The organism is Burkholderia sp. BCC0398, assembly GCF_902833245.1.
In the GTDB taxonomy this organism is placed as follows: domain Bacteria; phylum Pseudomonadota; class Gammaproteobacteria; order Burkholderiales; family Burkholderiaceae; genus Burkholderia; species Burkholderia sola.
The window spans coordinates 365,408-387,212 of record NZ_CADFEM010000007.1 but is presented as its reverse complement, the minus strand read 5'-3'; the positions used below and the strand labels follow the sequence as shown (position 1 = coordinate 387,212).

Genomic DNA, 21,805 nt, shown 5'->3' with positions numbered 1-21,805 from the left:
CTGCAAACCCTTCGTCTGGACCGCGTCAGCCGATTCGATCCTCGAAAAGCTGCATCGACTTTGCTCGCGAATCAGCGGAACAGGACACTAGGCGCCCCCGGCTAGGCGCCCCCGGCTAGGCGCCCCCGGCGAATTTCACCCGACTCCGGTAGAATTTCCGGCTCTGGAAAGTCCCCACAGGAGTACAACCCATGCGTTTGCTGCATACGATGCTGCGAGTCGGCGATCTCGACCGCTCGATCAAGTTCTACACCGAATTGCTCGGCATGAAGCTGCTGCGTCGCGAGGATTATCCGGAAGGCAAGTTCACGCTCGCGTTCGTCGGCTACGAAGACGAAAGCACGGGCACCGTGATCGAGCTGACCCACAACTGGGAGACGCCGTCCTACGATCTCGGCAATGGCTTCGGCCATCTGGCGGTGGCGGTCGACGATGCGTACGCGGCCTGCGAGAAGATCAAGGCGCAAGGCGGCAAGGTCACGCGCGAGGCAGGCCCGATGAAGCACGGCACGACCGTGATCGCGTTCGTCGAGGATCCGGACGGCTACAAGATCGAGTTCATCCAGAAGAAGGCGCACTGAACGCCGGATGAGCGGTTCGCGGCGCGTGGCGCGTCGCGGGCAACGAAAACGGGCGATGCGGCGTGATCCGCATCGCCCGTTTGGCGTTTACGTCGTGACCGATCGCATCAAAGCGACGGCAGTAGCTCGGGCGGGTGATGCTTGAGCGTGTGCCGCGCTTCGCGGAACTCGGGGAAGATCGATTCGACGGTCTGCCAGAAGGCCGGGCTGTGGTTCATCTCGCGCAGGTGCGACAGCTCGTGCGCGACGACGTAGTCGATGATCGACATCGGGAAATGGATCAGCCGCCAGTTCAGGCGGATCTTGCCGTCGCTCGAGCAACTGCCCCAACGCGTCGCGGCCGACGACAGCGCGACCATCGAATACGTGACGCCGAGCTTTTCCGCGTAGACCACGAGGCGTTCGCCGAAGATGCGTTTCGCTTCGCCCTGCAGCCAGCCCTGCACGCGATCCTTGATCTGCTGCATGTCGGCCTGCACGGGCAGCGGCAGCGACAGCCGCAGCGCGTCGGCATCGAACGCGACGGCGCCCGCGCCGAGCGCGATCGTCACAGTCTTGCCGAGATACGGCAGTTGCGCGCCGTCGCGCCAGTCGATCTGCGGCAGCGCGCGCTGCTCGGTGCGCGTCTTCCATTCCGCGAGCTTCGCGAAGATCCAGCGTTGCTTTTCGGCGATCGCCGCTTCGATGTCGGCGAGCGTGACCCAGCGCGGCGCGGTGATCGACAGCCCGCTGCCGTCGATCGTGAAGCCGATCGTGCGGCGCGCCGAGCGCTTCAGCCGGTATTCGAGCACGCGGCTGTCGAGCGCGAACGTGCGCACGCGCGAGCGATCGGGCGCCGGGCCCGGATCGAGCGGCGCGGCGGGGGCGGCTTCGGGCGGCGCCGGCGGGGCGGCAGGCGCCGACGGCGCGGCGGCCGGCCCGTCGAAGAGCGGCAGATCCATCTGGCGATGATCGAGGGCCACGACGGCAGGCCGTGGCCGCGGACGCTGTTTCATCAGTTCGCTTCTTTTTGTCGTACGCAACGGCTGCAATCCGGGGCGTCAGGCGCGCGCGGCATCGCGCGTGCCGGCGTTGCCCGCCTGGCGATACGCGTCGGGATCGATGCGGCGCATTTCCGCTTCGATCCATGCTTCGACCTGCGAGTTCAATGCATCGGGCGTCAGCCCTTCGCTGGGGATCGGCTTGCCGATCGACACCGTGACGACGCCCGGGAATTTCGTGAACGAGTTGCGCGGCCACACACGACCTGCATTGTGCGCGATCGGCACGACCGGCGTGCCGGTTTCGATCGCGAAGCGCGCGCCGCCCGTCTTGTACTTGCCCTGCTTGCCCACCGGCGTGCGCGTGCCTTCGGGGAACATGATCATCCATGCGCCTTCCGACAGGCGCTTCTTGCCCTGGCGGATCACCGAATTGAACGCGTTCTTGCCTTCCTTGCGGTTGATGTTGACCATGTGCAGCAGCCCGAGCGCCCAGCCGAAGAACGGCACGTACAGCAGCTCGCGCTTGAACACGTAGCACAGCGGCTTCGGCATCAGCGCCGGAAACGCAAGCGTCTCCCACGCGGACTGGTGCTTCGACAGCAGCACGGCCGGGCCGTCGGGCAGGTTCTCGAACCCTTCGATCCGATAGCGGATGCCGTTCAGCCAGCGCACGACCCACAGCGTCGACTTGCACCAGCCGGCCGCCATCCAGTAGCGCGCGTCGGGGCGCATGAACGGGAACGCGATGAAGCACGCGGTGGCGTACGGCACCGTGTACAGGATGAAGTAGATCAGCAGCAGCAGGGAGCGGACGAAGCGCATCGGCGTGAGTCTGGTGTTGGGGAGGATGCGCGCGGCAGCCGCATCACTCGTGTTCGTGTGAAAGAAAATCGAGCGCGAACGCGCGCAGGTCGTCGTGGACTTTCGTGCCGTCCGGCAGATTGCCTGCGGCGAGCGTTTTCTTGCCCTTGCCGGTCAGCACGAGATGCGGCTGGAAGCCGACCGCGACGCCGGCCTGCAGGTCGCGCAGCGAATCGCCGACGACCGGCGTGTGAGCGGGATCGATCTCGAAGCGCTCGGCGATCATCTGCATCATGCCGGGTTTCGGCTTGCGGCAGTCGCAGTGATCCTCGGCCGTGTGCGGGCAGAAGAATACCGCGTCGATGCGCGCGCCGACCGCGGCTGCCGCGCGATGCATTTTCAGGTGCATCTCGTTCAACGCGGCCATGTCGAACAGCCCGCGGCCGATACCGGACTGGTTGGTCGAGACGACCACGCGATAGCCCGCGTGGTTGAGCCGGGCGATCGCCTCGAAGCTGCCGGGCAGCGCGATCCATTCGTCGGGCGTCTTGATGAACGCATCCGAATCGACGTTGATCACGCCGTCCCGGTCGAGGACGACGAGCTTTCGGTTGGGGCTGGTCGGCATCGTGCGGCCCTTATGCGGCGAGCTTCGAGATGTCGGCGACGCAGTTCATCTGCTGGTGCAGCGCGGACAGCAGTGCGAGACGGTTCGCGCGCAGCGCCGGATCTTCCGCGTTCACCATCACGTCGTTGAAGAACGTGTCGACCGGCGCGCGCAGCGCGGCGAGCGCCGACAGCGCGCCCGTGTACGCACGCGCCTCGAGCTGCGACTGCACGTGCGGCGTGACGGCCGCGAGCTGTTCGTGCAGCGCCTTCTCGGCCGCCTCGACGAGCAGCGTCGGCTGCACCGCGCCGTTCGCGCCGCCTTCCGATTTCTTCAGGATGTTCGAGATCCGCTTGTTCGCGGCCGCGAGCGCTTCGGCTTCCGCGAGGCGCGTGAATTCGCGCACCGCGTCGAGGCGCGCGACGAGGTCGTCGATGCGCGTCGGGTTCAGGCTCAGCACCGCGTCGATTTCGCCGGCCGAATAGCCGCGCTCGCGCAGCAGGCCGCGCAGGCGATCCATGAAGAACGCGAAGATCGCGTCGGTCGATTCGGCGACGCCCGGCACGCCGTCGAAGCGCGCATGGGCCGTGCGCAGCAGCGCCACCAGATCGAGCGGCAACTGCTTTTCGAGCAGCAGGCGCAGCACGCCGAGCGCGTGACGACGCAGCGCGAACGGATCCTTCTCGCCGGTCGGCGCGAGGCCGATGCCCCAGATGCCGACGATCGTTTCGAGCTTGTCGGCGAGCGCGACGGCGGTCGACACCGGCGTGGTCGGCAGCGCGTCGCCGGAGAAGCGCGGCTGGTAGTGCTCGGCGCACGCGAGCGCGACGTCGTCGGCTTCGCCGTCGTGGCGCGCGTAGTACGTGCCCATCGTGCCCTGCAGCTCCGGAAACTCGCCGACCATGTCGGTCAGCAGGTCGGCCTTCGCGAGGCGCGCGGCGCGCTTCGCGTGCGCGGTATCGGCGCCGATCGCCGGGGCGATCTCGCCCGCCAGCGCCTCGAGGCGCTCGACGCGTGCGAGCGCCGAACCGAGCTTGTTGTGATAGACGACGTTCGCGAGCTGCGGCACGCGCTCGGCGAGCGGCTTCTTCTTGTCCTGCTCGAAGAAGAACTTCGCATCGGCGAGGCGCGGGCGCACGACGCGCTCGTTGCCTTCGATGATCTCGCCCGGCGTCTTCGTGTCGATGTTCGACACGATCAGGAAGCGCGAGCGCAGCTTGCCCGCGACGTCGGTCAGCGCGAAATACTTCTGGTTCGTCTGCATCGTGAGGATCAGGCATTCCTGCGGCACCTGCAGGAATTCGTCCTCGAAGCGGCACGGGTAGACGACCGGCCATTCGACCAGCGACGTCACTTCGTCGAGCAGCGATTCGGGCATCACGACCGTGTCGCCGTTCGCATGTTCGTTCAGCTGCGTGCGGATCGTTTCGCGGCGATCGGCGAAGTGCGCGATCACGCGGCCCTTGTCGCGCAGCGTGTCGGCGTACGCGCGCGCATGCTGGATCGCGACGAGGCCGTCGGACAGGAAGCGGTGGCCGAGCGTCGTATCGCCGGCGTCGACGCCGAACGCGGTGACGGGCACGACGCGATCGTCGTGCAGCACCGTCAGCCGATGCACAGGGCGCACGAACTTCACGTCCGAGCCGTCCGGGCGCTGGTACGTCATGAATTTCGGGATCGGCAGCTTCGCGAGCGCTTCGTCGAGCGCGGCCTGCAGGCCGTCGGCGAGCGTGGCGCCGGCCGCCGAGTAGTTGATGAAGAATGCTTCGGCCTTGCCGTCCTGCGCGCGCTCGAGATCGGCGATCGACGCGTTCGGGTGGCCGAGCGCCGCGAGCTTCTTCGCGAGCGGCGCCGTCGGCTTGCCTTCGGCGTCGAGCGCGACCGACACGGGCAGGACCTTTTCGCGGACCTGTCTGTCGGGTGCGACGGCGCGCACGTTCTGCACGACGACCGCGAGGCGGCGCGGCGTCGCGTAGCGTTCGAACACGAGTTCGCCTTCGATGAGGTCGCGCGCGGCGAGGCGTTGTGCGATACCTTCGGCGAATGCATCGCCGAGGCGCGCGAGGGCCTTCGGCGGCAGCTCTTCGGTCAGCAGTTCGACGAGCAGGGGGGCGGGATGATTATGCGTCATATCTGGAATAAATCTCGTCTCGTCAGACCTGATCGATCTTGCGTTCGACCTTGAGCGGCGGCGCCCATGCCGGCTGCGCGGCGTCCTGGGCGTCGGTGGTGAGGCCCGGCACGCCCGGCGGGTTGCCGAGCATCGGGAAGCCGAGCTTCTCGCGCGAGTCGTAGTAAGCCTGCGCGACGAGACGCGACAGTGCGCGGATGCGGCCGATGTACGCGGCCCGCTCGGTGACCGAGATCGCGCCGCGCGCGTCGAGCAGGTTGAACGTGTGACCGGCCTTCAGCACGAGCTCGTACGCGGGCAGCGCGAGCTGCGCGTCGATCATCTTCTTCGCTTCCGCTTCGTAGCTGTTGAAGAACGTGAACAGCAGGTCGACGTTCGCGTGCTCGAAGTTGTAGGTCGACTGCTCGACCTCGTTCTGGTGGTACACGTCGCCATATGACAGGCGACGCAGCTCGGGGCCGTTCGGGCCTTGCTCTTCCCACTCGGTCCACACGAGGTCGTACACGTTCTCGACCTTCTGCAGGTACATCGCGAGGCGCTCGAGGCCGTACGTGATCTCGCCGAGCACCGGCTTGCATTCGAGGCCGCCGACTTCCTGGAAATACGTGAACTGCGTGACTTCCATCCCGTTCAGCCACACCTCCCAGCCGAGGCCCCACGCGCCGAGCGTCGGGTTTTCCCAGTCGTCCTCGACGAAGCGCACGTCGTTCTGCTTCAGGTCGAAGCCGAGCGCTTCCAGCGAGCCGAGGTACAGGTCGAGGATGTTTTCCGGCGCCGGCTTGAGCACGACCTGGTACTGGTAGTAGTGCTGCAGGCGGTTCGGGTTCTCGCCGTAGCGGCCGTCCTTCGGGCGGCGCGACGGCTGCACGTACGCGGCGCGCCACGGCTCGGGGCCGACCGCGCGCAGGAACGTGTGAACGTGCGACGTGCCCGCGCCGACTTCCATGTCGATGGGCTGGAGCAGGGCGCAACCCTGCTTGTCCCAGTAGGACTGCAGCGTCAGGATGATTTGCTGAAACGTAAGCATGAAGAGCCTTCGTGGCGCTGGCGCTCCGTTGCGGGCGGCGCTCCGGGCGGGGCCCGGAGGGTCGGCTCGCGCGGCGGCGCGGCTTGTTAGTGTGCTGAAACGCGTAATTTTACCGGATCGGCGACCGGATGCGGCCGGAAGGCCGATGCGGGCACCGCCGGCCTGTTTCCGGCGGCCTGCGCACCCATCGCCCGCATGCGTCGCGCAGCCGCGTGCGGGCCGCTGCGACGCGCGTGCCGCGGCGCTTCGCGCGGGCGGTAAGATGCGCGTATTGCGGCGCGCACGATGCGTGCCGCGTCACCGCTTGCCGACGCTCACCGCATGGACGAACCGACCGACATCCTGATTCCGCTGCTTCCGCCGTTCCTCGCGCTGCTCGGACAGGCCGCCGACGCACAGGCGCGCGGCGAGCATGCCGCGCACGAACTGTGGCTTGTCGCCGCCACGCATCTGCATGCGGTCGATGCGCCGGCGATCGCGCAGCTCACGGCCACGCTCGTCGCGCGGCAGCGCACGGACGACGCGATTGCGCTCGCCGAATGCGCGGCGCGCGCGCAGCCGGGCGCGGACGCGTACTTCAACCACGGCTACGCGCTGCAGATGGCCGGCCGTCACGCGGATGCGGTCGCGCCGTACCGCGCGGCGCTAGCAATCGATGCCGGCTGGCCGTCGCTGCGCAACAACCTCGCGATCGCGCTGCGCTTGTCGGGCGGCGCGCGCGCGGAAGAGATCGCGCTGCTCGACGCGGCCGTGAAGCACGATCCGCAGGACGTGCAGGCATGGATCAATCTCGTCGTCGCGCGAATCGCGATGCAGGACCTCGACGGTGCGCTCGCGAGCGCCGCGCGGCTCGCCGATCTCGCGGCCGACAACGCGCTCGCGATGAACAACGTCGCGATGGCGATGAAGGAGGCGCAGCGCTGGGACGACGCCGAGCGCCATGCGGCGCGTGCGTGCGAGCTGGCGCCCGACGACGCGTCGTTCCGCTTCAATCTCGCGATCATCCAGCTCGTGCGCGGCAATTACGCAGCCGGCTGGCGCGGCCACGAGGCACGCTGGGACGGCGCCGGCGAATTGCGCGGCCGCCGGCCGGCGCTGCCTGGCCCGCGCTGGCAGGGCGAGCCGCTCGCCGGCAAGACGCTGCTGGTATGGGGCGAGCAGGGGCTCGGCGACGTGCTGCAGTTCTGTCGCTTCGTCGCGCCGCTCGCCGAACGCGTGCATCGCGAGGGCGGCCGGCTCGCGTGGAATACGTTTCCGGCGCTCGGCACGCTGATGCAGCGCAGCCTCGGCGCGCACGCGGACGTGTTCGGCGCGGGCGGCGGCGTCGACGCGCTGCCGGCATTCGATTACGAAGTGCCGCTGATCGGCCTGCCGCTGATGCTCGGCATGGAGGCGTCGACGCTCGCCGCGTCGGTGCCGTACCTGCGGGCCGAGCCGGCCGCACGAGACGCATGGCGCGCGCGGCTCGCGGGCGACGGCCGGTTGAAGGTCGGGCTCGTGTGGACGGGCAGTGCGGGCCACCAGCGCAATCCGTTCCGGCGCGTCGGGCTCGAGCGCTACACCGATGCATTTCGCGGGATCGACGGCGTCACGTTCTATTCACTGCAGCCGGGGGCGGACGCGGATGTCGCCGCCGCGCGCGCGGCCGGTTTCGCGATCGAAGACTACACGGACGAATTGAAGAGCTTCGACGATACGGCCGCATTCATCGGCGCGCTGGATCTCGTGATCACGGTGTGCACGTCGGTCGCGCACCTGGCCGGCGCACTCGGCGCGCGTACGTGGGTGCTGCTCGACGTGAATCCGCACTGGCCGTGGCTGCTCGATCGCCGGGACAGCCCGTGGTATCCGACCGCGACGTTGTACCGGCAGCCGACGTTCGGTGCGTGGGCGCCGGTGATGGAGGAAGTGAGTCGCGACTTGCGGGCGCTGGCCGCGCAGCCGGAACCATCGGATCAATCGGACCGGCCGGCCTGAGCGACCGGCCGGTTCGCGGTGACGGGCCGCCGCGCGCCGCAGCGGCCCGTTGCGTCATTGCGCTTCGTCGTCGCCTTTGCGCCGGCCGTTGCGCCGGCGCAGCCCGGGCCCGAACGTGAAGCCGAACGCGAGCAGCACGAACGACACCGCGAGCACGATGTTGTTGCCGCTCGTCACGTACGGCGTGAAGCCGCTCGTGCCTTCGATCCGCACGTCGAGCGAGCCGATCGTGAACGGCTTCAGCTGGCCAAGCACGCGCCCGTGCGCGTCGATCGCGGCCGTCATCCCCGTATTGGTCGAACGTAGCATCGGCCGGCCCGTCTCGAGCGAGCGCATCCGCGCGATCTGCAGATGCTGGTCGAGCGCGATCGTGTCGCCGAACCACGCGAGGTTCGTCACGTTGACGAGCACGCCGGGCGGCTGCGGGTTGTCGCGGATCGTCGCGGCGATTTCCTCGCCGAACAAATCCTCGTAGCAGATATCGGCCATCACCGGCTGGTTGTGCACGAGGAACGGCTTCTGCACCGGCGCGCCGCGCGCGAAGTCGCCGAGCGGCATCTTCATCAGGTTGACGAACCACCGGAAGCCCCACGGAATGAATTCGCCGAAGGGCACGAGGTGGTGCTTGTCGTAGTGATAGATGTCGCGCGAATTCGGCGTCACGCCGTACAGGCTGTTCGTGTAGTCGACGTAGTGGCCGTCCTCGGTCACCGACGCGCCGACCGCGCCGAACAGCACGGCCGACCCGGTCGTGTCGCTGAATTTTCGGATCGCGACGGCGAACGGCTCGGGCAATTCCTGGATCATCACCGCGATCGCGGTCTCGGGCGTGACGATCAGGTCGGCCGGTTTCTCGACGATCATCTGCGTGTACATCTTGATCGCCGCGTCGATGCCTTCCTGCTCGAACTTGATGTCCTGCTTCACGTTGCCCTGCAGCAGCCGCACGGTGAGCGGCGCGTTCGCGGGCACGGTCCACGTGACCTGCGACAGCCCGAGGCCGGCCGCGACGAGGGCGACGGCGATGCCGGCCGGCGCGGCGATGCGCACGCGGGCGTTGCCGCCCGATGCGCCGGCTTCGCCGTCACGCACCGGCGACGGCCGCGCGGCGGCGAGCGCCTGCACGACGAGTGCGGCGAACAGCGCGAGCACCCACGCGATCCCGTACACGCCCACCACCGGCGCGAAGCCCGCGAACGGGCCGTCGACCTGCGGGTAGCCGCTGCCGAGCCACGGAAAGCCGGTGAACACGGTGCCGCGCAGCCATTCGCCGAGCGCCCACGCGCTCGCGAACGCAAACGCGCCGTGCCAGGTCGGCGAGAACGGCCGCGGGTCGGCCTCGCGGCGATGCCATGCATGGCCCGCGCAGAACGACCACAGCCCGGCCGAAAACGCCGGGTACAGCGACAGGTAGAGCGCGAACAGCACGAGCGCGCCGCCCGCGAGCGGCGCGGCCATCTCGCCGTACACGTGCATGCTGATGTAGAGCCACCAGACGCCGCTGATGAAGTTGCCGAAGCCGAACGCGCCGCCGGTGAGCGCGGCGCCGCGCCAGTTCGACGTGCGCGTCAGCTGCGCGAAAAACCAGACGAATACGACGAGCTGCAGCCAGCCGCCGTGCGGCGTGGGCGCGAAGCTGAGCGTATTGGCCGCGCCGGCGAGCAGCGCGGCCGGATAGTGCCAGCGCGGCAGCGCGCGGCCGGGCGCCGGCGCGAGAAGGCCGCCAGCCGGGCGGGACGGAATCGGATCGTCCATGTGAAGCGGAAGAGGGCGAGCGGTTGAAGGAGGCGCGGCTGGCGCGGAGCGGTCAGTCTTCGTGCGAGGTTTCGGCGCGACGGCTGGCGAGCGGGTTGCGGCGCACCAGCAGCACGTGAACCTGGCGCGCATCGCCGCGCTGGATTTCGAACACGAGGTTGCCGAGCTGCAGCTTCTCGCCGCGGTGCGGCACGCGTCCGAAATGATGGGTGATCAGGCCGCCGATCGTGTCGACCTCGTCGTCGGGGAAATCGGTGCCGAACGTCTCGTTGAACTGCTCGATCTCGGTGAGCGCGCGCACGCGGTAGCGGCCGTCCGGCCCCGAGATGATGTTGCCGGCTTCCTCGTCGAAGTCGTATTCGTCCTCGATGTCGCCGACGATCTGTTCGAGCACGTCCTCGATCGTGATCAGGCCCGCGACGCCGCCGTATTCGTCGACGACGATCGCCAGGTGGTTGCGGTTCACGCGGAAGTCGTGCAGCAGCACGTTCAGGCGCTTCGATTCCGGAATGAACACGGCCGGGCGCAGCATTCCGCGCACGTCGAATTCTTCCTCGGCATAGAAGCGCAGCAGATCCTTCGCGAGCAGCACGCCGATCACGTTGTCGCGGTTCTCCTCGTACACCGGGTAGCGCGAGTGCGCCTTTTCGAGGACGAACGGGATGAAATCCTCGGGCTTGTCGGCGATGTTGATCGCGTCCATCTGCGCGCGCGGCACCATGATGTCGCGGGCGCACAGATCGGAGACCTGGAACACGCCTTCGATCATCGACAGCGAATCCGCGTCGATCAGGTTGCGTTCGTGGGCGTCCTGGAGGATTTCCAGCAACTCGCCGCGGGATTCGGGCTCGGGCGAGATGAAGTCGGTCAGGCGCTCGAGCAGCGAGCGCTTTTCTTGCGGTTTGTCGGTTGGCTTACGACTGGGATACGAATCGTTCATGGTGGTGCGCCCGGGTCATGCCGGGGCGCGCGGTCACGGAGTAGGCAAGGATACACCAAGGGCACGACGCGACCGTGTCACCCGGCCGTACGGCCAGGGTGGACGGCTCGCGCGGGCCCCGCTCGCGGACGGCCGCGCCGGGCGCGACGTCGTCGTCGGGTCCATCCTATCGCAGAAAGCGTCGGCGGGGCGCGGCGGCAAAAAAATGGCGGCGGGCAGGGCGGCGCGGCCGGACGCGGGCAACGGCCGGCGACGGCGGCATTCCGTCGCAGGCGGCGCACGCGTCGCGCGCCGTTCAGAACCGCATGCCGGCCGAGCAGCCGCCGGCGGCCGCGCCGTTGGTCGCGGCGCCGCCGCAGCCGAGTATGCCGCAGCCGGACAGCGCGACGCTCGCGGCGACGAGCAGCACGGCGATCCTGCAACGCGACCGGCGTGACGATTTCATCGGGCGTGTCCTCGTGTGGATGCGCGGGCGGCGCGGGGTCGCATGGCGGCCGCCCGCGCGGTGTGCCGGATCATCGGCATCGCGCCAGCAACCCTTCGAGCGCGCGGTCGGGGATGCCGCTCGCGCGCAGTGCGTCCACCGTACGGCTCACGTAGTCGAGCGTCGTGCCGTAGCGGCCGGCCGCGCAGCGGAACACTTCCTTGACGACGGGGTCGGTCAGCTTGCCCGTATAGGTCGGTGCGTCGCGGCGCATCACGAACGCGAGCGCGTTCACGCGTTCGCCGGTCTCGAGCGAGCACGGCAGCCACGCGGGCCGGTACGAGCCCATCGGCATTTCGCGCTTCCACAATGTCTCGAGATGCGGCTGCGCGGTCGGGCCGGAGAGCCGGAATGCGATGCCCGAGCACGAGCCGCCGCGATCGAGCGCGAGCACGAGGCCCGGCCGTTCGGGGGTGCCGCGATTCACGCGCGACCACAGGTAGAGCCCGCGGTGGTAGCCGTGCACCTTGCCGCGTACGGCGGCGACGGTCGGCAGCCCGGGATTCCAGATCAGCGAGCCATAGCCGAACAGCCAGAGATCCTGCCGGCCGTCCCAGTCGCGCATCGTCTGCGCGAGCGACGCCGCGAGCTCGTCTTCCGTCAGCAGGCGTCCTTCGCCGATCGACGGCGGGTAGGCGGGCGGCAGCATCGCGGCGTGGCGCATCGGGCGGACGGCTTACTGGTACGGGTTCGGGAAACCCAGTTTCGCGAGGATGTCGATTTCGAGCGCTTCCATTTCGGCCGCGTCCTCGTCGCTCGTCTCGTGGTCGTAGCCCTGCGCGTGCAGCGCGCCGTGTACCAGCAGGTGCGCGTAATGGGCCGCGAGCGGCTTGCCTTGCTCGTGCGCTTCCTTCTCGACGACCGGGCAGCACAGCACGAGGTCGCCGATCACGGTGCCGTCGGGCGCCGCGTCGTACGCGAAGGTCAGCACGTTGGTCGGATAGTCCTTGTGGCGGTAGCCGGCGTTCAGCGTACGGCCTTCGTTCTCGCCGACGAAGCGCACGGTGAGCTGCGCGCTCGCGAACAGCGCCGGCTCGATCCATTCGGCGATCAGCTTGCGCTTCGGCAGCGTCTTGCGCACGTCGCTCGTGATCTCGTCGCCGTACTGCACGGACAGGTCGAATTCCAGCGCGCGCGGCTCGTCTTCGGGGTCGTCCTCGCGCGGCGCGAACTCGGCGCCGACGTGCAGCGTCACGCTGTCGTAGTGCTCGGGCTGCAGCGCGAGCTTCGCGCGCATCGCCGGATCGTTGTGCTGTGCGACGATCGCGACGGCCGCGTCGCCCGAGCTGCCCGACAGGTCGAACATCAGGCTGCGGCCGTCCGGGAAGTCGATCCGCAGCCCTTGCGCGTTGACGGTCCGGGCTTTGCCCTTCGCGTCGAACAGCGAAAGGCGGGGGGATTCGGACGCGGCGGACGGGGCGCGGCCGGACTTGCGGGAACGAGAGGATTTCATGACGCGTGCGGCGATTGGGACGCGTTGAGGATACACCAAACGGCCGATCGCGCCCGAATTCGGACCGGGCGGCGCCCGGGCAAAAGAAAGCCCGGCGCGCCGTCTGGCGGGCCGGGCCGGGCAGCGCTCGGGCGCCGCCGCTCAGCCGTCCTGGTGCTGCGCGTGGAACTCGTCGTACGCCTCGACGATGCGTGCGACGAGCGGATGGCGCACGACGTCCGCGCTCGTGAAGCGCGTAAGCGCGATGCCGCGCACGCCGCCGAGCACTTGCTGCGCCTCGACGAGGCCGCTCTTGTGGCCGCGCGGCAGGTCGACCTGGCTCGTGTCGCCGGTCACGACCGCCTTCGAGCCGAAGCCGATCCGCGTGAGGAACATCTTCATCTGCTCGGGCGTGGTGTTCTGCGCCTCGTCGAGGATGATGAACGCGTGGTTCAGCGTGCGACCGCGCATGTACGCGAGCGGCGCGATCTCGATCATCTGGCGCTCGAACATCTTGGCCGTCTTGTCGAAGCCGAGCAGGTCGTACAGCGCGTCGTACAGCGGCCGCAGGTACGGGTCGACCTTCTGCGCGAGATCGCCCGGCAGGAAGCCGAGCCGCTCGCCGGCCTCGACGGCCGGGCGCGTCAGCACGATCCGCTTGACCTGGTCGCGCTCGAGCGCGTCGACCGCGCACGCGACCGCGAGGTAGGTCTTGCCGGTGCCGGCCGGCCCGATGCCGAACGTCACGTCGTGCTGCAGGATCTGCTTCAGGTATTCGCGCTGCGCGGGCGTGCGGCCGCGCAGGTCGGCGCGCCGCGTGTAGAGCTTCGGCCCCGGCTCTTCCTCCGGTTCGCTGGCGTCGAGCTGCGCGACGGGCTCGTCGAACGGATGATCGGGGTCGCCGCGAAAGCGCACGTCGAGCGTGTCCTGGCGGCCGTTGCCGGCCGTGTGGCGCACTTCGACCAGCGCAAGCTGGATGTCGTCGACCGACAGCGGATCGCGCGCGCGGTTGTAGAAGTTTTCGAGCGCGGCGAGCGCGAGCTTGGCGCCGCGCCCGCGGATCGTGATCCGGTGGCCGCGCCGCGCGAGCGTGACGTCGAGCGCCTGTTCGATCTGCCGCAGGTTCTCGTCGAGCGGGCCGCAGAGGTTGGCGAGGCGCGCGTTGTCGTCGCGCGGGGCGGTGAATTCCAGTGCTTGGACGGTCTTCAAAGTAGCGTCGGGCTCCTGTCGGGCGTCGGTCGGTCAGTGGGTGGCCGTGCTCGCGTCGTCGCTGACGAGCACGAGCTCGCCGCGCAGCGAGTGCGGGTACGCATGGTTGATCTTCACGTCGATCATCTGGCCGATCAGGCGCGGGTGCGACGCGAGCGGCGCCGGGAAATTCACCACACGGTTGTTCTCGGTGCGGCCCGCGAGCTCGTTCGGGTCCTTGCGCGACGGGCCCTCGACGAGGATCCGCTCGACCTTCCCGACCATCGACTGGCTGATGCGCGCGACGTTCTCCTCGATCGTCGCCTGCAGATGTTGCAGGCGTTTGAGCTTCACTTCGCGCGGCGTGTCGTCGGCGAGGTTCGCGGCCGGCGTGCCGGGGCGCGGGCTGTAGATGAACGAGAAGCTCGTGTCGTAGCGCATCTCGTGCACGAGCGCCATCATCTTGTCGAAATCGTCCTCGGTCTCGCCGGGGAAGCCGACGATCATGTCGGTCGACAGCGACAGGTCCGGGCGGATCGCGCGCAGCTTGCGGATCACCGACTTGTATTCGAGCACCGTATAGCCGCGCTTCATCGCCATCAGGATGCGGTCGGAGCCGTGCTGCACCGGCAGGTGCAGGTGGCTCACGAGCTTCGGCACCTTCGCGTACGTGTCGATCAGGCGCTGCGTGAATTCCTTCGGGTGCGACGTCGTGTAGCGGATCCGCTCGATGCCGGGGATGTCGGCGACGTATTCGATCAGCGTCGCGAAATCGGCGATGTCGGACGAGCCGGCGGTCAGTGCGCCACGATAAGCGTTCACGTTCTGGCCGAGCAGCGTGACTTCGCGCACGCCCTGGTCGGCGAGGCCGGCCACTTCGGTCAGCACGTCGTCGAGCGGGCGCGACACTTCATCGCCGCGCGTGTACGGCACCACGCAGTAGCTGCAGTATTTCGAGCAGCCTTCCATGATCGACACGAACGCGCTCGGTCCCTCGACGCGCGCGGGCGGCAAGTGATCGAACTTCTCGATTTCGGGGAACGTGATGTCGACCTGCGCGCGGCCGCTCGCGCGGCGCGCGTCGATCATCTGCGGCAGGCGGTGCAGCGTTTGCGGGCCGAACACGAGGTCGACGTACGGCGCGCGCGACACGATCGACGCGCCTTCCTGGCTCGCGACGCAGCCGCCGACGCCGATCAAGAGGCCCGGCTTCGCTTCCTTCAGCTCGCGCACGCGGCCGAGATCGGAAAACACCTTTTCCTGCGCCTTTTCGCGCACCGAGCAGGTGTTGAACAGGATGATGTCCGCGTCTTCCGGCGTGTCGGTCTTTTCGAGGCCTTCGGCCGCATTGAGCACGTCCACCATCTTGTCCGAGTCGTACTCGTTCATCTGGCAGCCGAAGGTCTTTACGTAAACTTTCTTGGTCATGGGGATTCGCCGTTCGCAGTGGTTGACCTGGGGGCGTCGTCAAGGGTGAATCGGGACGGCCGTGCGCGGCACGCGAATGGCGCGCATCGGACAGGAAAGGCCGTCGGGAAAGCCTTCCATTATAGCTTTTCATGCCACGACGGACGGGCGGCCGGTTGCGGGCGCGCGACGCCGGTTTTCACGTTCCGACCCCGGAGTGGTGGCGAGGCGGCCGTCAGCGGCACGCGTTCAGCAGGTCGTCGAGCGCGGCTTCCTCGCGCGCGAAGCGCTCGGCGAGAAAATCGAGCAGCACGCGCACGCGCGGCGCCATGTAGCGCTTGCTGTGATAGATCGCGTGCAGCGGCGCGTCCTGGTGCCGCCAGTCGGGCAGCAGCACGCGCAGCCGGCCCGCGCGGACGTCGTCGGCGATGTCCCACAGCGACTTCAGCGCAATGCCGTGGCCGCGCAGTGTCCATTCGCGGGTGAGGCCGCCATCGTTGGTCTCGAATGCGGTCGACACCGGCACCGTGTGAACCTGCACTTCGTCGCCGCGCGTGAAGTGCCAGGTGTTCATCGGGCCGGACGCGATCGTGATCACGTTGCACGGAAAGCGGGCCAGATCGTGCGGATCGGCCGGCACGCCATGGCGTTCGACGAACGACGGCGCCGCGCACAGCACGCGCCGGTTGGTCGCGAGCCGGCGGGCGATCAGCGCGCCGTCGGGCGGCGCGGCGAAGCGGATCGCGAGGTCGATCTCGTCCTGCCACAGGTTCGACGACGAATCGGACGCCGTCAGCGAGAACGTGACGCCCGGATGCAGTGTCGTGAATTCGTGGAGCCAGTCGAGCAACTGGTGGCGGCCGAAATCGGACGTCGACGACAGCCGCACCTTGCCGCTCACGACGTTGCGGCCTTCCTGCAGCATCGCGTCCGCGTCGTCGAGCGCCTGCAGCGCCTGGCGGCAGCAATTCAGGTACAGCTTGCCTTCGTCGGTGAGCCGCAATTGCCGTGTCGAGCGTTCGAACAGGCGCGTCGCGATCTTTGCCTCGAGCTTCGCGAGCCGCGCGCTCGCGGCGGCTGGCGTGAGGTTCAGCTTGCGCCCGGCGGCGGACAGGCTGCCGAGTTCGGCAGCCTCGACGAACAGCCGGATGTCGCCTAGTCGGTCCATGCGATTTTCCAGAAATATTTGAAAATGGTTCAAATGCCACGCCAATTATCAAATATAGGCGTCTTCGGGACAATGCGCGCACATCCCGCTTTCTTGTGCGGTGCGGCACCGACCGGGCGCCGCAGCCGCCGTCTTCCGGAGAACGTCATGCCCATTCCGCTCCTGGCGCTCGCGATCAGCGCCTTCGCCATCGGCACCACCGAATTCATCATCATGGGCCTCTTGCCCGAAGTCGCGCACGACCTCGTCGTGTCGCTGCCGTCGGCCGGCCTGCTCGTCACCGGCTACGCGCTCGGCGTCGCGGTCGGCGCGCCGCTGCTCGCGGTGCTGACGAGCCGCATGCCGCGCAAGGCCGCGCTGCAACTGCTGATGGCGATCTTCATCGTCGGCAACGTGCTGTGCGCGACCGCGTCCGGCTACGCGATGCTGATGGTCGCGCGCGTCGTCACGTCGTTCGCGCACGGGTCGTTCTTCGGCATCGGCGCGGTGGTCGCCGCGTCGCTCGTGCCGGCCGACAAGCGCGCGAGCGCGATCGCGCTGATGTTCACCGGGCTCACGCTGTCGAACGTGCTCGGCGTGCCGTTCGGCACGTTCGTCGGCCAGTTGCTCGGCTGGCGTGCATCGTTCTGGATCGTCGCCGCGCTCGGCGTGCTGGCGCTCGGCGGTGTGGCCGCGCTGGTGCCGAACCGCCACGACAGCGGGCCGGTCGGCCTCGGCCACGAAGTGCGCGTGCTGAAGGAGCCGCAGGTGTGGCTCGCGCTGCTGATGACCGTGCTCGGCTTCGGCGGCGTGTTCGTCGTGTTCACGTACATCGCGCCGATTCTCGAGACCGTGTCGGGCTACTCGCCGCGCGCGGTCGCGCTGATCCTCGTGCTGTTCGGCGCGGGGCTGACGATCGGCAACACGATCGGCGGCAAGCTCGCCGACCGCGCGCTGATGCCGTCGCTGATCGCGTTCCTCGTCGCGCTGATGGCCGTGATGGCCGTGTTCGCGAAGACGAGCCACCTGCCGGTCGCGGCGGCCGTCACCGTATTCGTGTGGGGGATCGCCGCGTTCGCGACGGTGCCGCCGCTGCAGGCGCGCGTGGTCGAGAAGGCCGCGAGCGCGCCGCATCTCGCGTCGACGCTGAACATCGGCGCGTTCAACGTCGGCAATGCGGGCGGTGCGTGGCTCGGCGGCGTCGCGCTGGAACACGGCTTCGCGCTCGATGCGCTGCCGTGGGTCGCGGTCGCGGTGACGTTCGCGGCGCTGGTCGTCACGTGGCTCGCGATGCGGCTCGATGCGCGCGGGCCGGCGCGCGGCGCGGCGCCCGCGGCACCGTGAGCGTCGCCACGGCGCGCCGCGCGGCGATGCCATAGCGGCAGGAAAAGGTTCGCGAGAAACGCATTCCTCCGCGATGCTGATAACGGTGTGAAGATAACTTCGTTTGCCCGTACCAGGCCGGGTGATAGCGTCTCGATACGCGCCAACGACCGGCGCAACCCGATTCCGATTCCGGCTTACCCCTACGCAGGGCCGCGCAGCGGCCCGGAGGCCATGCTATGTCTTCATCCCTGGCGCTCGTGCGCGACGTGTCTTCCTTCGAGTCCGGCAATGCCGCCGACGGACGCGGTGCCGCGTCGCTCGACGCCCTCGAACAGGTCGTCGGCGTGAACCTCGCGCGCTTGCGCGCCGAGCGGCAACTGTCGCTCGATGCGCTCGCGCGGCTGTCCGGCGTGTCGCGCGCGATGCTCGCGCAGATCGAATCCGCGCGCAGCGTGCCGTCGATCAAGGTGCTGTGCAAGATCGCCGCGGCGCTGAAGGTGTCGGTCGCCGCGTTCCTGCGGCGCCATGCGGTGAACGGTTTCGAGCATCTGGCGGCCGAGCGCGCGTCGCGCGTCGTCAGCTCGAACGGCCGTTTCTCGGCACGTGCGCTGTATCCGGAAGGCGAGCCGGCGGCGGCCGAATTCCACGAGCTGCGGATCGCGCCGCTGCATACCGAGCCCGGCGCGCGCCGCGCGCCCGGCACGACGGTCAACCTCGTCGTCAGCGAAGGCACGCTCGAAGTGAGCGTGCACGACCGTCGCCAGTTGCTCGCGACCGGCGACGCGATCGTGTTCGACGCCGACCAGCCGTACAGCCTGCGCAACCCGGGCGACAGCGAAGCGCGAGCGTTCCGCGTGACGGTGAGCCCGGAGGTGCCGCCGCGCTGGCTCGTGCCCGACGCGGCGCACGCGGCGGTCAACTGATCGCGCAGGCGGCGCGACGCGGCTGCGCTCCGCGCTTTTCGCACGATCGTGGCTCCGTCCGCCGGCCGTTCGGACGATGCCGTTAGACGGGGTCGTCAGTAAGGTTTTACGCTGCGCGTCGCGCGCGGCTGTTGTATGCTTGGCCCGCCGATGACGGGGTGTTCCCGTCCGGCAATCAGTGCGTCTTCAGGGCGGGGCGAAATTCCCCACCGGCGGTAGGCTGGCGTAAGCCGGCGAGCCCGCGAGCGCCCGCGCATCCGCGCGGGGTCAGCAGATCTGGTCGAATGCCAGAGCCGACGGTCACAGTCCGGATGAGAGAAGATGTGCAGATAGTCATGTCCGTCAGGGCCGCTTCGCGCTGCACGCGAAGCGGGTTGTCGTTCTGTCTGTTTGCAATGCCCTGAAACGTTTTTCGCCCAAATCGTATTTGCGAGGAGCGTTTCACATGTCCTTGATGTCCGTTTCGTCGGCGCCTGCCGACGCCTTTGCCGATCTCCCGTTGCTGGATGCCGAACCGGTGCCGCCGCGCATTGCCGCCGCGCTCGACGCGATGCGCGCAGGTCGCGCGGTCGTGCTGCAGGACGACCACGACCGCGAGAACGAAGCCGACCTGATCGTCGCCGCCGAGCGCATCACGCCCGAGACGATGGCGCTGTTGATCCGCGAGTGCAGCGGCATCGTCTGCCTGTGCCTGACCGACGACACGGTGCGCGCGCTCGAACTGCCGCCGATGGTGCAGACCAACGAAAGCCGCAACGGCACCGCGTTCACCGTGTCGATCGAGGCGCGCGAAGGCGTGCATACCGGCGTGTCGGCCGCCGATCGCGTGACGACGATCCGCGCGGCGATCGCCGACGGCGCGAAGCCGCACGACATCGTGCGCCCCGGCCACGTGTTTCCGTTGCGTGCGCAACCGGGCGGCGTGCTGGCGCGCCGCGGTCACACCGAAGGCACGGTCGACCTGTCGATCCTCGCGGGCCTGAAGCCGGCCGGCGTGCTGTGCGAGCTGATGAATCCGGACGGTACGATGACGCGCGGCGACGATGTCGAGCGCTTCGCGCAACGGCACGGGCTGCCGATGCTGACGATCGCGGAACTCGTCGCGTTTCGCGAGGCGCTGGCGGCGGCGCGCGAACGCTGCTGCGAGCCGGCCTGAGTGGAAGGAAGGCGGGCGCGTTCGCGCGCCCGTGGCGCGGCCGGATCGACCCGATCCGGCCCGACTGACGATCAGGACTGCACGTCGCCGAATTCGCCGCGCATGCCGGCTTCGACGAGCGCCGGCAGTTCGTCCATCCTGCGCATGATCCGCGTGATGCCCATCGCGCGCAGCGCGTCCGCGTAGTTGTCGGGGATGTGGCTCGCGCCGACGAACGCGATCGTCTTCATCCCGGCCGCCCGCGCGGCATTCAATCCCGAGATGCTGTCCTCGACGACGACGCAGCGCGCCGGCGCGACGCCGAGTGTTTGCGCCGCGTGCAGGTAGACGTCGGGGTAGGGCTTCGGCCGCGCGACCTGTTCGGAACTGAATACCCGCTCGCCGAAGATCTCGGTGAGCGACGCGCGCTTCAGCGAGCTGCGCACGCGCACGAGCCGGCTGTTCGACACGACGGCGGCCGGCAGCGTGACCTTCAGCAGCGCGTCGCGCACGCCGCTGATCGGCGCGAGCGATTGCGCGAGCGCGATTTCGATGTTGTGCTCGATGGTCTCGATGAAGTTGGCGGGCATTTCGACCCCGAAGCGGGCTTCGATGCCGGTGAGGAAACGCGACGTCTGCTGGCCGAATGCCGACTTCGCGGCGGCTTCGAAATCGAGGTTCGGGAACGTGGCGGACAGCGTGTCGAGCAGCACGCGGTCGGCGATGACTTCGCTGTCGACGAGCACGCCGTCGCAGTCGCAGATGAGGTGATCGAGCATGGTGATGAAAACGCGGAATATCGGCGACGCCGATCGATTCGCCATCATACGTGCTTTCACGCGCCGGCCGCGCGACGTGGCGGCACATTTGCCCGATGCGGCCGTGCCGTTGCGGCCGGTCGTGCCGGAGTGCCGCCGGCCATGCGGCAGCGGCAACCCGTTTGCGCGGGTCGCCGCCGTTCACGGCGTCACAGCGCGATCACGCGCCCCGTTTTCCACGACGCCATCGCGGCTTCGGCCAGTTCGAGCGCGGCGAGCCCGTCGTCGATCGTCGTCCTGACCGGCGCGCCGTCGCGCAACGCGTCGACGAAGTGCGCGATCTCGGCCGCGTACGCATGCCGGTAGCGTTCGAGGAAGAACGGCTCCGGCACGTCCGTCGCGATGCCGCCCGCGAGCCATGCACTCACCTCGGTCGGCCGCACGTTGCCGGCCTGCAGCATTCCGTGGCTGCCGAGCAGCTCGAAGCGCTGGTCGTAGCCGTAGGCCGCACGCCGCGACGTGTTGATCTGGCACAGCAACCCGCGCCGCGTGCGGATCGTCACCGCGGTCGAATCGATGTCGCCGGCGTCGTGCACGGCCGGATCGGTCAGGCAGCTGCCCGTCGCATGCAGCGTCTGCGCTTCGTCGCCGAGGATCCAGCGGAACACGTCGAAGTCGTGGATCAGCATGTCCTTGAAAATGCCACCCGAGCGGCGGATGTAATCGGCCGGTGGCGCGCCCGGATCGCGGCTCGTGACGACCAGCATTTCCGGCGCGCCGATCTCGCCGCGCTCGACGCGCGCCTTCAGCGCCGCGAAGGTCGGGTCGAAGCGGCGCTGGAAGCCGATCATGCAGGTCACGCCGGCGCGCCGCACGACGTCCGCGCACGCACGCGCGCGTTCGACGGTGAGGTCGATCGGTTTCTCGCAGAACACGGCCTTGCCGGCGTTCGCGGCGGCGACGATGAGGTCCGCGTGCGTGTCGGTGCTCGACGCGATCACGACCGCCTTTACCGACGCGTCGCCGAGCGCGTGCTCGATATCGGCGACCTGCGCGCCGTGCGTGCGGGCGAGCGCTTGCGCCGACGGCGCGTGCCGGTCGATCACGTATTTCAGTTTCGCGCCCGGCTGGCGCGCGAGATTCGCCGCGTGGATCTTGCCGATTCTGCCCGCGCCGAACAAAGCGAATTCGATCATTCCGTTC

General features: G+C 68.6%; 20 protein-coding genes and 1 riboswitch. Of the genes, 5 read left to right on the top strand and 15 right to left on the bottom strand.

Going from position 1 to position 21,805, the window contains the following annotated elements; genetic code table 11:
• Nucleotides 1–191: 191 nt before the first annotated feature.
• Entirely contained in the window at nt 192–581 is a 390-nt protein-coding gene (gene gloA, locus HWX76_RS18395) for a lactoylglutathione lyase (protein WP_050014660.1), read from the top strand.
• A 107-nt stretch (nt 582–688) separates the two neighbouring features.
• On the opposite strand, the gene HWX76_RS18390 is transcribed toward gloA, so the two are convergent.
• From HWX76_RS18390 to glyQ, 5 genes are read right to left on the bottom strand one after another with little or no spacing between them, the layout of a single operon-like run.
• A complete protein-coding gene (locus HWX76_RS18390) occupies nt 689–1,576 on the bottom strand; it encodes a SprT family zinc-dependent metalloprotease (protein WP_050014658.1) in 888 nt (295 codons plus the stop codon).
• A 45-nt stretch (nt 1,577–1,621) separates the two neighbouring features.
• Entirely contained in the window at nt 1,622–2,386 is a 765-nt protein-coding gene (locus HWX76_RS18385; RefSeq protein ID WP_050014656.1) for a lysophospholipid acyltransferase family protein, read from the bottom strand.
• 43 nt (nt 2,387–2,429) lie between these two features.
• Entirely contained in the window at nt 2,430–2,993 is a 564-nt protein-coding gene (gene gmhB, locus HWX76_RS18380; RefSeq protein WP_050014654.1) for a D-glycero-beta-D-manno-heptose 1,7-bisphosphate 7-phosphatase, read from the bottom strand.
• Nucleotides 2,994–3,003: 10 nt separating this feature from the next.
• Nucleotides 3,004–5,103, bottom strand: coding sequence for a glycine--tRNA ligase subunit beta (glyS, locus tag HWX76_RS18375; protein ID WP_124631521.1), 2,100 nt, complete (start codon nt 5,101–5,103; stop codon nt 3,004–3,006).
• Nucleotides 5,104–5,125: 22 nt separating this feature from the next.
• The gene (glyQ, locus tag HWX76_RS18370) at nt 5,126–6,130 is read right to left on the bottom strand and encodes a glycine--tRNA ligase subunit alpha (RefSeq protein ID WP_006488593.1); all 1,005 of its coding nucleotides are present in this window, start codon (nt 6,128–6,130) and stop codon (nt 5,126–5,128) included.
• Nucleotides 6,131–6,451: 321 nt separating this feature from the next.
• On the opposite strand from glyQ, the gene HWX76_RS18365 reads away from it, so the two are divergent.
• On the top strand, nt 6,452–8,107 hold the full coding sequence (locus HWX76_RS18365; protein WP_176016141.1) for a hypothetical protein: 1,656 nt from the start codon (nt 6,452–6,454) through the stop codon (nt 8,105–8,107).
• A gap of 54 nt (nt 8,108–8,161) precedes the next feature.
• Here HWX76_RS18365 and lnt read toward each other — a convergent pair whose 3' ends face one another.
• The 8 genes from lnt to HWX76_RS18325 all read right to left on the bottom strand — a co-directional run bounded on the left by lnt (nt 8,162) and on the right by HWX76_RS18325 (nt 16,481).
• Nucleotides 8,162–9,862, bottom strand: a complete 1,701-nt coding sequence (gene lnt / locus HWX76_RS18360; protein ID WP_124653788.1) for an apolipoprotein N-acyltransferase — start codon at nt 9,860–9,862, stop codon at nt 8,162–8,164.
• Nucleotides 9,863–9,914: 52 nt separating this feature from the next.
• The gene (locus HWX76_RS18355; protein WP_021160150.1) at nt 9,915–10,802 is read right to left on the bottom strand and encodes a transporter associated domain-containing protein; all 888 of its coding nucleotides are present in this window, start codon (nt 10,800–10,802) and stop codon (nt 9,915–9,917) included.
• Nucleotides 10,803–11,097: 295 nt separating this feature from the next.
• A complete protein-coding gene (locus tag HWX76_RS18350) occupies nt 11,098–11,247 on the bottom strand; it encodes a hypothetical protein (RefSeq protein WP_162838123.1) in 150 nt (49 codons plus the stop codon).
• A 70-nt stretch (nt 11,248–11,317) separates the two neighbouring features.
• Nucleotides 11,318–11,950 (bottom strand): gamma-glutamylcyclotransferase, encoded by a 633-nt coding sequence (locus HWX76_RS18345; RefSeq protein WP_050014645.1) that lies wholly within the window; start codon nt 11,948–11,950, stop codon nt 11,318–11,320.
• Between the two features lie 12 nt (nt 11,951–11,962).
• Complete coding sequence (ybeY, locus tag HWX76_RS18340; protein ID WP_050014643.1) at nt 11,963–12,739, bottom strand: rRNA maturation RNase YbeY; 777 nt, start codon at nt 12,737–12,739, stop codon at nt 11,963–11,965.
• 141 nt (nt 12,740–12,880) lie between these two features.
• The gene (locus HWX76_RS18335) at nt 12,881–13,927 is read right to left on the bottom strand and encodes a PhoH family protein (RefSeq protein WP_050014641.1); all 1,047 of its coding nucleotides are present in this window, start codon (nt 13,925–13,927) and stop codon (nt 12,881–12,883) included.
• 33 nt (nt 13,928–13,960) lie between these two features.
• A complete protein-coding gene (miaB, locus tag HWX76_RS18330) occupies nt 13,961–15,334 on the bottom strand; it encodes a tRNA (N6-isopentenyl adenosine(37)-C2)-methylthiotransferase MiaB (protein ID WP_176016140.1) in 1,374 nt (457 codons plus the stop codon).
• 214 nt (nt 15,335–15,548) lie between these two features.
• A complete protein-coding gene (locus tag HWX76_RS18325) occupies nt 15,549–16,481 on the bottom strand; it encodes a LysR family transcriptional regulator (RefSeq protein ID WP_050014635.1) in 933 nt (310 codons plus the stop codon).
• Nucleotides 16,482–16,628: 147 nt separating this feature from the next.
• Here HWX76_RS18325 and HWX76_RS18320 point away from each other — a divergent pair, with 147 nt between their 5' ends.
• The 3 genes from HWX76_RS18320 to ribB all read left to right on the top strand — a co-directional run bounded on the left by HWX76_RS18320 (nt 16,629) and on the right by ribB (nt 19,865).
• Nucleotides 16,629–17,804 (top strand): MFS transporter, encoded by a 1,176-nt coding sequence (locus HWX76_RS18320; RefSeq protein ID WP_176016139.1) that lies wholly within the window; start codon nt 16,629–16,631, stop codon nt 17,802–17,804.
• Nucleotides 17,805–18,022: 218 nt separating this feature from the next.
• Nucleotides 18,023–18,709, top strand: a complete 687-nt coding sequence (locus tag HWX76_RS18315) for an XRE family transcriptional regulator (protein ID WP_050014630.1) — start codon at nt 18,023–18,025, stop codon at nt 18,707–18,709.
• A gap of 178 nt (nt 18,710–18,887) precedes the next feature.
• Nucleotides 18,888–19,036, top strand: a riboswitch (FMN riboswitch).
• A gap of 118 nt (nt 19,037–19,154) precedes the next feature.
• Nucleotides 19,155–19,865, top strand: coding sequence for a 3,4-dihydroxy-2-butanone-4-phosphate synthase (ribB, locus tag HWX76_RS18310; RefSeq protein WP_050014629.1), 711 nt, complete (start codon nt 19,155–19,157; stop codon nt 19,863–19,865).
• Nucleotides 19,866–19,936: 71 nt separating this feature from the next.
• On the opposite strand, the gene HWX76_RS18305 is transcribed toward ribB, so the two are convergent.
• Together HWX76_RS18305 and iolG are read right to left on the bottom strand one after the other, a co-directional pair.
• Nucleotides 19,937–20,623 carry an HAD family hydrolase gene (locus HWX76_RS18305; protein WP_124594599.1) on the bottom strand — a complete coding sequence of 229 codons (687 nt, stop codon included), beginning with the start codon at nt 20,621–20,623 and terminating at the stop codon, nt 19,937–19,939.
• A 188-nt stretch (nt 20,624–20,811) separates the two neighbouring features.
• Entirely contained in the window at nt 20,812–21,798 is a 987-nt protein-coding gene (gene iolG / locus HWX76_RS18300) for an inositol 2-dehydrogenase (RefSeq protein ID WP_176016138.1), read from the bottom strand.
• Nucleotides 21,799–21,805 lie beyond the last annotated feature (7 nt).